Here is a 14,209-nt window from a genome sequence, read left to right on the forward strand (position 1 = left end):
CATGATGTTTGTTACTTCAGCTTGCCGTGACAATGCTTGTACTTCTTGCCGCTCTGGCAGGGACACATATCATTGCGTCCGACCTTTGGCACCGCATTGACCATCGGCTGCTGTTTCTTTTCTGTCTGGTCTGCTGCGGCTTCCAGCGCTTCCTCTTCGGGTGATGCCTCCCGGAACTCCTGGTGCATGTAATTGAGATTGGAAACGGACGGCTGCATCAACTGCTGCTCGGCCATTTCCACCTCATCTCTTGACTGGATGCGAACCAGCATGAGTTTGCTTGTCACATCATTCTTGATAAGTTCCAACATCATGGAAAACAGGTCAAATGCCTCACGCTTGTATTCCTGTTTGGGATTCTTCTGGGCATAGCCCCGAAGATGAATGCCCTGCCGGAGATGATCCAAAGCCGCCAGATGTTCACGCCAGTGCGTGTCCATGCTCTGCAGGACGACACTGCGCTCATAACCGGAAAAGAGTTCCTGGCCGACCATATCCACTTTGGCTTTATAGGCATCATCGGTTACCTGCAGAAGGTGCTCCAGCAGATCGGCATCAGACATGTCCTTGTGTTTTCCAACCATATCGACCAGCGGGATATTCAGCCGCCACTCCGCAGCCAGATCGCGTTCCAGTCCGGCAATATCCCATTGCTCCTCAACAGACTCTTCCGGCACGTACATCCTAAACAGGTCGATAAAGACACCATGGCGCAGTGATGTCACCAGCTCTGTTGTATCTTCTGCTTCCAGCAGTTCGTTTCGCTGCTGGTACATGACCTTGCGCTGGTCATTGGCCACATCATCATATTCGAGCAACTGCTTGCGGATATCAAAGTTTCGTCCTTCCACCTTTCTCTGCGCGGATTCGATTGAGCGGTTCACGATACCGGCCTCAATGGCTTCACCCTCGGGCAGCTTGAGCCTGTCCATGATGGCACGCATGCGTTCACCGGCAAAAATCCGCAAAAGGGGATCATCCATCGACAGGTAGAACCGGGAAGACCCCGGATCACCCTGACGCCCGGAACGTCCGCGCAACTGGTTGTCAACACGCCGGGACTCATGCCGCTCGGTGCCGACAATATGCAGGCCGCCCGTATTGACGACATGGTCATGCAGCGATTGCCATTCGTCACGCAATGTCCGGATTTTTTCCTGCTTCTGTTCTTCTGGCAGCGATTCATCCGCCTCAATGAATTCAATCTGTTTTTCCACATTGCCGCCAAGGACAATATCGGTACCGCGCCCCGCCATGTTGGTGGCGATCGTGATCATCTTCGGCCGGCCGGCCTGGGCAATAATTTCGGCTTCGCGCGCATGCTGCTTCGCATTCAGCACATTATGCGGCAGCCCGGCCTTGGTCAGGACCTTTGACAGCAGCTCGGAACTTTCAATGGAAGTCGTCCCGACCAGCACTGGTTGCCCCCGCTCGTAGCAGTCCTTGATGTCTTTGATCATGATCCCGTATTTTTCCTGCTCGGTCCTGAATACCTGGTCATGGCGATCCTGGCGCTGGTTGGGGCGATTGTGAGGAATGACCACCGTTTCCAGGCCATAAATCTCCTGGAATTCATACGCTTCCGTATCGGCAGTACCTGTCATCCCGGCCAGCTTGTCATACATCCTGAAATAGTTCTGGAAGGTGATGGATGCCAGTGTCTGGTTTTCATTCTGGATCTGGACCCCTTCCTTGGCTTCAACGGCCTGATGCAGGCCATCAGACCATCGGCGCCCTGTCATGAGACGACCGGTAAATTCATCAACGATGATGACTTCACCGTCCTGCACGACATAGTGCTGGTCACGGTGATAGAGTGTATTGGCGCGAAGCGCGGCATTCAGATGGTGAATCAGCATGATGTTGGCGGCATCATACAGTGATGCGCCTTCCGGCAGCAGCCCCATCTGGGCCAGGATTTTTTCCGCCTTTTCAAAGCCGGCCTCGGTCAGCAGCACCTGATGCGATTTCTCATCCTTGGTGTAATCACCGTGCACCTCGATCTTGCTCTTGCCATCCGGGGAATCTTCCCCGATCTGCTCCGTCAACAAAGACGGCACTTGATTCATCTTGTAATACAGATCCGTACTGTTTTCAGCCTGGCCGGAAATGATAAGCGGTGTTCTCGCCTCATCGATCAGGATGGAGTCCACCTCGTCAACAATCGCAAAGTTCAGCGGTCGCTGAACCCGGTCAGCCACTTCGTACACCATGTTGTCACGCAGGTAATCAAAGCCGTATTCATTATTCGTGCCATAGGTGATATCCGAGGCATACGCGGCCTGCTTGTCTTCATGTTCCATCTGCGAAAGATTGATCCCGGTTGTCAGTCCCAGCCAGGAGTACAGGCGTCCCATCCATTCCGCATCGCGCTGTGCCAGGTAATCATTCACCGTCACCACATGCACGCCTTTTCCCGCCAGTGCATTGAGGTAGGCGGGAAGCGTCGCCACCAGGGTTTTGCCTTCACCGGTCCCCATTTCAGCAATTTTCCCCTGGTGCAGCGCAATGCCGCCAACCAGTTGCACATCAAAAGGGCGCATCCTCAGCACCCGTTTGCTGGCCTCCCGGCAAACGGCAAATGCCTCAACCAAGAGGTCATCCAGCGTGGCGCCCTTGGCCAGTCTTTCCTTGAATTCGGGGGTTTTTGCTTTCAGCTCATCGTCGGACAGTTTTTCCATCGATGGCTCAAGCACATTGATCTGCGAAACGGTTTTGTTGTATTGCTTTAACAGGCGCTGGTTGCGGCTGCCAAAAATACGGGTCAGTATGGACATGTTACATTCTTGAAAGTAAGGCAGTTATTGACTGCCATGCTCAAAGTTTTGATGCTGCATCAAAACCTGCCGTTTAAAGAAGGAATTTTATCACGCGCGGTCAAGAGCCTTAAGACTATTGACCAACTTCTCCTTCTTCTTTAAGCATAAAAACAACAGATGGGGCTGGCGGGTATTATTTCAAGCAGTGCAAACAGCAGATTTCCGGCAATCCGAAAGCGGTTTATCCGTTATCATGACAAAAGAACCGGAGTAACATCCGGAAAAATCGGTTGCATCCCTCATTTTTCAACATCCGGCCACCAGCAGCATGAGCAAGAAAAACACCTGTGCCCCCGTTACTGACTTCCTGCAAATGCACGACAGGATAGCCGGTATGCTGCCCAACGCCTCACGCCTGATGTCCCTGCAAAAAGCCTGCGAAGACATTCTCATGGGGCATTTTGGCGCCAGCGAGGTACTGCAACTGGAAAAAACGCAACTGATCATCGGGGTGCCAAGCCAGGCTGGCGCCGCCAGGCTTCGCCAGAAACTGCCGCAGCTTCAGAGAGAATTGGAAAATGCCGGGTGGCCTGTTGAAACCATTCGGGTCAAGGTCAGGCTGAAAAGACAGGCGCCGCCACAATACACACCGCAAAAAAAACCACTTTCTGCTGAAGCGGTAGCCGAACTGGAAAAACTGGAAAATTACCTGACACAGTCAGGTACGGATCCTGCGCTGGCGACAGCCATTCACACCATGATAAGACGGCACCAGAAGCAACCGAAATAGCGGCTTATGCCGGAACCCATTCGCGGGCGCTCTGGGAAAACCAGGAATTGGGCGCCGCATCCGATGTTTCAAAACTCACCACTTCATAGGCATCGGGCTGCAAAAGCAACTCCCTTAACAGCTGGTTGTTCAGCGCGTGACCAGACTTATGAGCCGTATAGGACGCCAGGATAGGATAGCCGACGATATAAAGGTCGCCGATTGCATCCAGGATCTTGTGGCGGACAAATTCGTCATCGTAACGGAGTTCATGCGGATTGAGGATACGGTATTCATCCATCACGATGGCGTTTTCCAGCGAACCACCCCTTGCCAGCCCCATACCACGCAGGGTCTCCACATCCCTGACAAAACCGAAAGTCCTGGCACGTGACACATCCCTGACATAGGAAACTTCTGCCATATCCACCAGCGCACGCTGATGCGTGGAATCAATGGCCGGATGATTGAATTCAATAAAAAAATCCAAGCGAAAACCATTGTATGGCTCCAGCCTGGCCCATTTTTCCTCCTTGCCCTCGCCTTCCCGGACTTCGACCGGCTTTTTGACACGGATATACTTTTTGGCCACATCCTGCTCTTCAAGCCCCGCCTGCTGCAAAAGAAAGACAAAAGACGATGCCGACCCATCCATGATCGGAATTTCTTCCGCACTGACATCAACATGAAGATTATCGATGCCAAGACCGGCACAGGCCGACATGATGTGCTCAATCGTTGAAACCCGTACGCCATCCTTGACAAGCGTTGAAGCCATACGGGTATCCCCGATCGCCTCGGCACTGACCGGAATCGAGACAGGAGGATTCAGATCGGTGCGATGAAAAACAATACCGGTATTGGGCGCAGCAGGCCTGAGCACCAGCTCAACCTTATAACCCGAATGCAGGCCGATACCCACTGTGCGTGTCAGATATTTAATCGTACGTTGTTTCAACATAATGTTTTTGGCAGGGACGTCTGTGTTGGGTTTCGTTTTTATGGTCTGCTATTTTACATGCTTGACAACATGATCGCATATTTTTTCAGCATCTGCAGGAAACAGCGACTATCCCGGAATTAACCGGCAGACGCCATTTCCTGCCGTTTCAGACAGGGACTTTGACAGGATCAGTCCGCCTGCCTGCGCAGGAAAGCCGGGATATCATAGGTTTCCATGCCGTTCTTTTCCAGTGCCCGCACCGTGTCAGTCGCAGAATCACGTCCATGGCGCCATACGGCCGGCTTGTCCAGCGCATCAAACTGCATGGTGGAAGTCATAGTCCCCTGGACCTGGTCAGCGCCATCCATACGTACCAGCGCATCGTTGGTTCCGGTACGCAACTGCGGTGTCTGAATCAGGTGCATCGGCTTCTTGTTACGGCCCAGCCCCGTTGCCACGACGGTAACACGGATGTCGTCTTCCATCTGGTCATCGTAGGCAATTCCCTGCACAATCGTGGCATCCGGCGAGGCAAAAGCGCGGACGGTCGCCATGACATCCTTGATTTCCTTGCCCTTGAGATTGCGGCTGGCGGTCACATTGACCAGCACACCTCGTGCGCCGGACAGGTCAACCCCATCCAGAAGCGGCGAGGCAACGGCCTGCTCGGCAGCAATCCGCGCACGGTCAATACCTGAAGCCGCAGCGGTTCCCATCATGGCCTTGCCCTGCTCACCCATGATCGTTTTCACGTCATTGAAGTCCACATTGATATGGCCGCGCACATTGATGATTTCAGCGATACCGGCAACCGCATTATTCAGCACATCATCCGCATGCTGGAGCCACTCCATCATGCTCGCCTCTTCATAGATTTCTTCCAACTTCTCGTTTAAAATCACGATCAGCGAGTCAACATGGGATTCCAGCGCTTCAAGCCCTTCATCGGCCATATCCATACAGCGCTGTCCTTCGTAGGAGAAAGGCTTGGAGACAACCGCAACCGTGAGCGCCCCCAGTGACTTGGCTACTTCCGCAACGATGGGGGATGCCCCGGTACCCGTCCCGCCACCCATGCCGGCAGCGATAAAGACCATATGCGCTCCCCGCAACGCATCTTCAATCCGCTCGCGTGAATCTTCTGCCAGCTGACGCCCCACCTCCGGCTTCATGCCGGCACCCAGACCGGTATCACCAATCTGGATAATATTGTGCGCGCTGGAATGGGAAAGCGACTGTGCGTCCGTATTGGCCGCAATAAATTCAACGCCGGAAACGCCTTTGTTGATCATGTGCTGGATGGCATTTCCCCCTGCGCCCCCAACGCCGACCACCTTGATGACGGTTCCTAGCACTGCATTATCAACCATATCAAATTTCATAATTACACTCCCTGTCTGAATGCGGTTCCCAAATGAAAGCCTTCACGCGATGTGACAACTTCCCGTTGAAAACCCTCCTGTCATAAATAAAAACATCAATTCAAAACTGCCAAACCTAAAAATTCCCGACAAACCATTCCTTCATCCGCTGCCAGATGGCCTTGGCGGACCCCTGCTGCTGTGTCACAACCGTTCCCCGCAAATACTGCTTTCTGGCTTCGTGCAGCAAACCGTGCGCTGTTGAATAACGCGGGCTGCGAACCATATCGGCAAGCTGTCCGTGGTATCCGGGCTGCCCAACCCTTGCCGGTTTCAGGAAAACATCCTCTGCCAGTTCCGCCATACCCGGCATCAATGCGGAACCGCCGGTGAGTACCACACCGGATGAAAGCACCTCTTCATACTCCGACTCCCGCACCACCTGCAGGGCAAGCGCAAAAAGCTCCTCGACACGCGGCTCAATAACTGCTGCCAGCATCTGCCGCGAGAGAGTGCGCGGTCCCCTGTCACCCAGCCCCGGCACTTCAATGGTTTCGGACGGATCAACCAGCACCTGCTTGGCAATGCCGTAGCGGCGCTTGATCTCTTCGGCTTCCAGTGTCGGTGTGCGCAATGCCATGGCAATGTCATTGGTGATCTGGTCACCGGCAATCGGGATCACCGCGGTATGGCGGATGGCGCCTTCGGTAAATACCGCAATATCTGTCGTGCCCCCGCCGATATCAATCAGCACGACACCCAGTTCCTTTTCATCCGGTGTCAGCACCGCATCAGCTGATGCCATCGGCTGCAGCATCAGATCAGATACCTCCAGTCCACAGCGACGCACGCATTTCACGATGTTCTGGACCGCGGAAACGGCGCCCGTCACAATATGCACCTTGACTTCCAGACGGATGCCGCTCATCCCGATCGGCTCGCGCACATCCTCCTGGCTGTCGACAATAAACTCCTGCGAAACGGTATGCAAAAACTGCTGGTCATTCGGGATATTGACGGCACGCGCCGTTTCAATCACCCGGCTGACATCGGCAGCAGTCACTTCCTTGTCCTTGATGGCGACCATACCGCGTGAATTGAAGCTGCGGATATGGCTGCCGGCAATACCGGTATATACATTGCGGATCTTGCAGTCCGCCATGAGTTCGGCTTCCTCCAACGCGCGCTGGATCGATTCCACTGTCGCCTCAATATTGACGACAACCCCTTTTTTCAGGCCTTTTGACTCATGCTGTCCCAGGCCGATAATTTCATGACGGCCATCAGGCAACACCTCCGCAACAAGGGCCACTACCTTGGACGTTCCGATATCCAGACCAACTATCAGGTTTTTCAGGTCTTTAGTCATGGTTGCTCTTATTCCCTTTACTGTCCGCCAATATCAGGCACCATCCCGTCTGCTCTCAGTGCCAGTCCATTCGGATAACGCAAATCAATTCCCCTGATCCCGTTTTTCACTTGTGCTGCCAGCCGGGGATAGACGGCCAGCAGACGCCCCATCTGTTCGCGCATCGAGATGCGTCCTTCTTCCCGTCCAAAGCGCACTGTCATGCCATTATTCAGCGTGGTCCGCCAGGCATACCGTTCAGACAGTTCCAGCAGAACCGGTTCCAGCCTGATCACGGCAAACCCTCTTTTCAGTTCCTCATATCGCATGACCACTTCCTTTTCGCTCCCTTCAGGACCATAAAACCGTAATAAATTCACTTCCTCTTCAGCTTCCGCCAGGTTCGCCGTAAACACATCCCCCTTTATCGAGAGCAGGCGGCCATCTTCACCCCATGTTCCCAACGGCTTGTGCTCCTCAATGGCAACAACCAGTCCATTTGGCCATTTGCGCCGCACAGTGGCTTCTCTTACCCAGGGAACAGCCTTGAACGCCTCCCTGACCGCATCCAGGTCTACCGTAAAAAAATTACCCTTGATGCGTGGCAACGCCACCCCTCTTACCGTCAATGCATTCACATGTTTTAACGTCTTCCCTTCGGCCTCCTGTACCTGAATCACAGTCAGCGTAAAAAACGGCTGCTGGGCAAACCACAAAAAACACCCGGCCAGCACCGTGACAACAAACAATGTCAGCAGCACATTGGCGATTCCGTTCAATAACCTGACGTCATGCCACATAAAGCATCCCGGCCCGTCTTTACCACTTTGTTTTCTCACGATCCAGGGTTGCCGCCTCCAGGATCCTCATACACAACTCCTCATAATCAATTCCTGCCGCACGGGCTGACCGCGGTACCAGCGACTGATCCGTCATGCCCGGCGATGTATTCATTTCCAGCAGATAAGGCTTTTCATCCGAGGCCCGGAGCATGATGTCAGCCCTTCCCCACCCGCGGCAGCCCAGCATCTTGTATGCCTCAACGGTAACTGCCTGTATTTCCTTTTCCAGATTTTCATCGAGACCACAGGGGCAGAGATATTGTGTCTTGCCGCTGAAGTACTTGTTTTCATAGTCATAATTTGCATCCGGCGCAATGATCCTGACCAGCGGCAGCGCCCGCGGCTCGCCATCCATATCCAGCACCGGACAGGTCAGCTCCATGCCGGCAATGAATTCTTCCGCCAGCACCGATTTGTCATATTGGGCGGCAAGCGCATAAGCGGCAGGCAACGCATCCGCTGTTGTGACCCGGCTTATCCCCAGCGTTGATCCTTCATGCGCGGGCTTGACGATCAATGGCAGGCCCAGTTCCGCAATGACAGCGTTCCAGTCAGACTGCCGGCTTAATTCAATGTAACGCGGTGTTGGCAGGTTTTTTGACAGCCAGATACGCTTTGTCATGACCTTGTCCATCGCCAGTGCCGAAGCCATCACACCCGAGCCGGTATAGGGAATGCCCAATTGCTCCAGTACCCCCTGCATCGTGCCGTCTTCACCATAGGGTCCATGCAATGCAATAAACACACGATCAAATTTTTCTTCCGCCAGTTCGACCAGCGATCGCTCACCCGGGTCAAAGGGATGCGCATTTACGCCACGGCTCAACAGCGCGGCAAGCACACCACTGCCGGATCGCAGGGAAATTTCGCGTTCCCCGGATTGTCCTCCCAGCAGCACACCGACTTTGCCCAGCTGGCTGGCTCTTTTTTTATCACTCATGATTTACCTGCCGACATGTCAATCAGTTTTGCAGGAACGCGGCTGATTGCCCCTGCCCCCATAACGACAACCACATCATCATCCTTTATCACATTGAGAATCGCGACCGGCATCTCCTCGATATCCTCGACAAAAACCGGGTCCACTTTCCCCGCAACCCGAATGGCACGGGAAAGTGAACGCCCGTCAGCTGCCACGATCGGCTGCTCGCCGGCCGGATGCACCTCGGCAAGAAGTAAGACATCGGTCCCGGACAATGCTTTCACAAAATCCTCAAAGAGGTCACGCGTCCGTGTATAGCGGTGTGGCTGGAATACCAGCACAAGCCGGCGTTCCGGATAGGCCCCCCGGGCCGCGGCAATGGTCGCTGCCACCTCTGCCGGATGGTGTCCGTAATCATCAATCAGTTCGGCTGTGCCCCCCGGCTTTTCCTCCGTTTCCGGTAAGGTTATTTTTCCGAGGCGGGTAAAGCGGCGGTTAACGCCCGTAAATTCTTCCAGCGCTTTCTGGGTTGCCTCATCAGAAATCCCCAGCTCACGCGCAATGGCAATGGCCGCGCAGGCATTTTGCACATTGTGCATACCCGGCTGGTTGAGCTTCACTTTCATATCCGGATATCCCTGCTGCAGGACAGTGAAAATCATCAGGGAACCCTGCGCCTCGGCATCCACGGCCCGCACGTCCGCATTCTCGTGAAAACCATACGTCGTTACCGGCTTCGAAATAAACGGCTTGATCTCGCGAACATTGCTGTCATCAATACAGAGTACCGCCCGCCCATAAAAAGGCAGCCGCTGGGTAAACTCGATAAATGCCTGCTTGAGCCGGGTGAAGTCATGTCCGTAGGTATCCATGTGATCCGCATCAATATTCGTGATCACTTCAATCACTGGAAAAAGATTCAAAAACGAGGCATCCGACTCATCGGCTTCCGCCACAATAAAGTCCCCCGTTCCCAGGGCAGCATTGGCATCGACACTGTTGAGCCTGCCGCCAATCACAAAGGTGGGGTCAAAACCGCCTTCAGCGAGGACACTTGCCACCAGGCTGGTTGTCGTTGTTTTCCCGTGCGTGCCGGCAATGGCAATCCCGCGCTTTAAACGCATCAGTTCTGCCAGCATGACGGCCCGCGGAACGATCGGAATACATTTCCTGCGGGCGGCAAGCACTTCCGGATTATCCTGGGTCACCGCAGAAGAAATCACGATGGCATCGGCATTTTCAATATTTTCCGGATCATGCCCCCGTATCACGCGGGCGCCAAGCCGCTCCAGGCGCCTTGTAGCGGCATTGCTGGCGAGATCCGAACCGGAAATGCTGTAGCCCTGGGTGAGCAGTACTTCCGCAATACCGCTCATACCGCTACCGCCAATACCGACAAAATGAATATTTTTAACCTTGTGTTTCATATTTTCTCAATCAATTTTTTTCATTCGCCACACGTTCCAGTTCATTGGCAATCGCTTCGTTGGCATGTCTTCTGCCAAGCGCATAGGCAACCTCCGCCATTGCCAGGCACCGCTCACGTGTCATATCCCGAAGCAGTGACGCCAGATGCTCCGGTGTCAGTTCACTCTGGGGCAGATGAACCGCCGCCTTATGTGCCGCCATATAGGTGGCATTGTCACGCTGATGCGATGTACTGGAGGCAATAAACGGCACCAGGATGCTGGCAAGACCGGCTGCCGTCAGTTCGGAAACCGTAATGGCACCCGCCCGGCATACCACCAGATCCGTACTGGCATACCTGAACGCCATGTCATCAATAAACTCAACCACTTCCGCCTCAACCTGTGCCGCCATATACGCCTGGCGGACACTGGCGGAATGTTCCTTTCCTGTCTGGTGAATCACGCGCGGACGATGCTCCGGCGACAGTTGTGCCAGTGCATAAGGCATACATTCATTCAGCGCACGGGCACCGAGACTCCCTCCGATCACCAGCACATTTAACGGCCCGTTTCTTTGTTCGTAACGGTTTTTTGGCTCGGGCAACACGGCAATCTCATGTCTGACCGGATTACCCGTCAGCACACCCTTTTCTGTCATGACGGCAGGATCAGCCGGAAAACCGAACAAAATCCGCTTGGCGGCAGGCAACAGGGTTTTGTTTGAAAGCAGCAACCCGGCATCGGCATTGATCAGGACAAGCGGCACACCCATTATCCGGCACGCAAAACCACCAGGTACGGTCACATACCCCCCCATGCCAACCACGAGATCCGGCTTGCGGCGGCATATAATATTCAGGCAGGATGCCATGCCAGCCAGTAATTTGATGCCGCCTGTCACCATATGCATCAGCCCTTTGCCTCGCATGCCCGCAAAATCAATGCTGTCCAGCTCAATCCCCTGGGCCGGCACCAGTGTGGTTTCCATGCCATGCCGTGTCCCGAGCCAGGTAACCTGCCACCCCTTTTCCCGCATGGTGCGGGCAATGGCAAGCCCGGGAAAAATGTGTCCGCCAGTACCTGCTGCCATAATAATGAGGCGTTTGGGCTTATTCATCGGGCAGCCCTCCTTCATAGGAGCGGGCACCTTCATGAGAACGCCCTCCCCGCATGATCAAGCGGTTTTCATAATCCACCCGGAAAAGAATGGCCAGGCCGATACAGTTAATCAGCATGCCCGATCCGCCATAACTCATCAATGGCAGCGTCAGCCCCTTTGTTGGCAGCAAGCCGAGATTCACGCCCATGTTGATGAAGGCCTGCACACCAATCCATACAGCGATTCCCTGGGCCACGAGCCCGGCAAAAATCCGGTCCATCGTGATGGCCTGCCTGCCGATATCAAAAGCCCGCTTGACCAGCCAGTAAAAAAGCATGACCACCACAATGACGCCGACAAATCCGAATTCCTCTCCAATGACCGCCATCAAAAAGTCCGTGTGCGCTTCGGGCAGATAATGCAGTTTTTCGACACTGCCGCCCAAGCCGACACCAAACAGTTCGCCCCGTCCGAATGCAATCAGTGAATGGGACAACTGATAAGCCTTACCCAACACATGCTCGCCATCCCATGGATTCAGATAAGCAAAAATCCGCTCCCGTCGCCAGGGAGACAGCATGATAACCGCACTGAAAATCCCGACCAGCGTGGTAATAATCCCGAAAAACCATACCCCGTTAAATCCACCGAGGAAAAGAATCCCCATGGCAATGGCAACAATCACCACAAGCGCACCCAGATCCGGTTCCAGCAGTAACAACAGCCCGATCAGCCCCAGTGCACTGGCCATCGGCAAAAAGCCCTTGCTCAGTTTTTTCATGACACTCTGCTTGCGAACGGTATAATCAGCGGCATACAGCACAATGAAAAGCTTCATCAGCTCCGATGGCTGAAGATTGAATATCTTGAAAGGTATCCAGCGGCGTGCGCCATTGACGCCTTTGCCAATGCCCGGGATCAGAACCAGCACAAGAAGAATCAGCGTGAAGACGAAAAACCAGGGCGCGTACTTCTGCCAGAAACCGATGGGAATACGCGACACGACAAAACCGGCACACAGCCCCATCAGGATAAAAATACTTTGCCTGAACAGGAAATGCGTAGGCTGGTAATTGGCATACTTGGGGGAATCCGGCAGGGCAATCGAGGCCGAATACACCATAACCAGCCCCAAAAGAATCAGGGCAAGCACAACCCCCAGCAGATGCCGGTCAAAACGCATCATCTTCGAGCGCTGCTCGAAAGACACCGGCTTCAGACTGAAACCGGGAATTCCCGCAACCAGTCTTTTCACCATATTCATGTCACCACCTCACCTCTGGATAACGCCACTTCCCTGACGGTTGAGACAAACACCCCTGCCCGGTGCGCATAATTTTTGAACATATCCATACTGGCGCAGGCAGGAGAAAGCAGCACCACATCTCCTTCCCGGGCAATGTTGGCCGCCTGTTGCACCGCCTGTTCCAGCGACTCGCACAACACCAGTTCCGCGCCACTTTGTTCCAGCGCCTTTTCAATCACACGGGCATCTTTTCCGATCAGTAAAACCGTATGCACATGATTTGCGACCGGCGCAAAAAGCGGGCTGAAATCCTGATCCTTGCCATCACCGCCAGCAATAAGAACCAGACGTTTTTGTTCCCCTCCCTTTTCAGCACCCAGCCCTTCCACCGCGGCGACCGTTGCGCCCACATTGGTCCCCTTGCTGTCATCGATATAGCAAACGCCGGAGACATCCATCACCACTTCCACACGATGAGGCTCACCACGATACCCTTTAAGCGCATGTAAAAGCGGCGCCATGGGCAAACCGATTGCGCGGCACAGCGCCAGCGCCGCCAGGGCATTACTGGCATTATGTCTGCCACGGATGTGAAGCGCTCCTGCCGGCATCAGATCCTGAAGTTGCAGTTCCAGCGGAAGCACTGCATTCTTTTTACTGTCCGGCATACCGGTTTCACGCGCATTCATCACACAAAGCCAGTCCATGCCCCGATTGTTGTGAATGCCAAAATCCCCCGCATTTTCTGGTTTATCCAACCCGAATGTCACCGCCCTTTTATCCGGCAACGCCATTGCCATGACCAGGGGATCATCCCGGTTCAGCACCGGAATGGTTGATGCACCGAATATCCGTTTTTTTGCCTCGGCATAGGCACTGATCGTTTCATGCCAGTCCAGATGGTCCTGCGTCACATTGAGCACCGTTGCCGCATCCGCATTCAGGCTGACAGTACTCCACAGCTGGAAGCTGGACAATTCCAACACCCAGATTTCAGGCAATGTCTTTTCATCCAGCGACTCTCGCAGCACGTCCAGTACAGCCGGGCTGATATTGCCTGCCACCTTTACCGTTTTGTCCGCCCGCTCACACATCCTGCCTGTCAGGCTGGTCACGGTTGTCTTACCGTTGGTGCCGGTTATTGCGATCACCTTAGAGCGGTAGTCCTGACTCTCTTCCAGAAAGGCTAGTGCCTGGGCAAAAAGCTCGATTTCGCTCCAGAGGGGAATCTGTCCGGCATTGGCCGCTGGCAGAATTCCAGCCAGATCAGTATTGGGCATCAGGCCGGGACTGACCGCAATCATATCCATGCCATCCACGAGGCTGGCGGAAAACGGTCCGCCGATGAACGCTGCCGCCGGTATTTCCTGCTGCAAAAGACCCAGCCTTTCAGGCGCATCGCGAGTATCTGCCACACGCACAAAAGCACCGCAGCGCGCCAGCCAGCGCGCCATTGCCAGGCCCGATTCTCCGAGCCCAAGTACCAGTGCTTTTTTGCCTGTGTAATCCAT

Annotated in this window: 10 protein-coding genes and 2 pseudogenes; 1 reads left to right on the forward strand and 11 read right to left on the reverse strand. The window is 54.2% G+C overall.

Annotated features, from left to right (window positions below; translation table 11 throughout):
- Window positions 1-11: 11 nt before the first annotated feature.
- Both NB640_RS13035 and secA read right to left on the reverse strand, forming a co-directional pair.
- Window positions 12-92 (reverse strand): annotated as a pseudogene (locus NB640_RS13035) (SEC-C metal-binding domain-containing protein); the annotation flags it as partial.
- Window positions 93-247: 155 nt separating this feature from the next.
- Window positions 248-2,777, reverse strand: a pseudogene (gene secA / locus NB640_RS05660) (preprotein translocase subunit SecA); the annotation flags it as partial.
- A 310-nt stretch (window positions 2,778-3,087) separates the two neighbouring features.
- On the opposite strand from secA, the gene NB640_RS05665 reads away from it, so the two are divergent.
- On the forward strand, window positions 3,088-3,549 hold the full coding sequence (locus NB640_RS05665) for a hypothetical protein (protein WP_269310229.1): 462 nt from the start codon (window positions 3,088-3,090) through the stop codon (window positions 3,547-3,549).
- Between the two features lie 4 nt (window positions 3,550-3,553).
- Here the strand turns inward: NB640_RS05665 and lpxC are convergent, their stop codons facing one another.
- The 9 genes from lpxC to murD form a co-directional block, all read right to left on the reverse strand.
- Entirely contained in the window at window positions 3,554-4,489 is a 936-nt protein-coding gene (gene lpxC / locus NB640_RS05670) for a UDP-3-O-acyl-N-acetylglucosamine deacetylase (protein WP_269310230.1), read from the reverse strand.
- Between the two features lie 170 nt (window positions 4,490-4,659).
- Window positions 4,660-5,853, reverse strand: coding sequence for a cell division protein FtsZ (gene ftsZ, locus NB640_RS05675; RefSeq protein ID WP_269310231.1), 1,194 nt, complete (start codon window positions 5,851-5,853; stop codon window positions 4,660-4,662).
- A 115-nt stretch (window positions 5,854-5,968) separates the two neighbouring features.
- Window positions 5,969-7,201, reverse strand: a complete 1,233-nt coding sequence (ftsA, locus tag NB640_RS05680) for a cell division protein FtsA (protein WP_269310232.1) — start codon at window positions 7,199-7,201, stop codon at window positions 5,969-5,971.
- A gap of 17 nt (window positions 7,202-7,218) precedes the next feature.
- On the reverse strand, window positions 7,219-7,980 hold the full coding sequence (locus NB640_RS05685; protein WP_269310401.1) for a cell division protein FtsQ/DivIB: 762 nt from the start codon (window positions 7,978-7,980) through the stop codon (window positions 7,219-7,221).
- Window positions 7,981-7,999: 19 nt separating this feature from the next.
- Window positions 8,000-8,962: a D-alanine--D-alanine ligase gene (locus NB640_RS05690; RefSeq protein ID WP_269310233.1), complete on the reverse strand. Its 963-nt coding sequence runs from the start codon at window positions 8,960-8,962 to the stop codon at window positions 8,000-8,002.
- Complete coding sequence (gene murC / locus NB640_RS05695) at window positions 8,959-10,371, reverse strand: UDP-N-acetylmuramate--L-alanine ligase (RefSeq protein WP_269310234.1); 1,413 nt, start codon at window positions 10,369-10,371, stop codon at window positions 8,959-8,961. The genes NB640_RS05690 and murC overlap by 4 nt, the downstream gene beginning before the upstream one ends.
- Window positions 10,372-10,381: 10 nt before the next feature.
- Window positions 10,382-11,470 (reverse strand): undecaprenyldiphospho-muramoylpentapeptide beta-N-acetylglucosaminyltransferase, encoded by a 1,089-nt coding sequence (gene murG / locus NB640_RS05700; protein WP_269310235.1) that lies wholly within the window; start codon window positions 11,468-11,470, stop codon window positions 10,382-10,384.
- Window positions 11,463-12,710: a putative lipid II flippase FtsW gene (gene ftsW, locus NB640_RS05705; protein WP_269310402.1), complete on the reverse strand. Its 1,248-nt coding sequence runs from the start codon at window positions 12,708-12,710 to the stop codon at window positions 11,463-11,465. Before ftsW ends, murG begins: the two co-directional genes overlap by 8 nt.
- Before the next feature lie 2 nt (window positions 12,711-12,712).
- Entirely contained in the window at window positions 12,713-14,209 is a 1,497-nt protein-coding gene (gene murD / locus NB640_RS05710; RefSeq protein WP_269310236.1) for a UDP-N-acetylmuramoyl-L-alanine--D-glutamate ligase, read from the reverse strand.

The sequence above is a fragment of the Oxalobacter vibrioformis genome (assembly GCF_027118995.1).
GTDB lineage: Bacteria > Pseudomonadota > Gammaproteobacteria > Burkholderiales > Burkholderiaceae_D > Oxalobacter > Oxalobacter vibrioformis.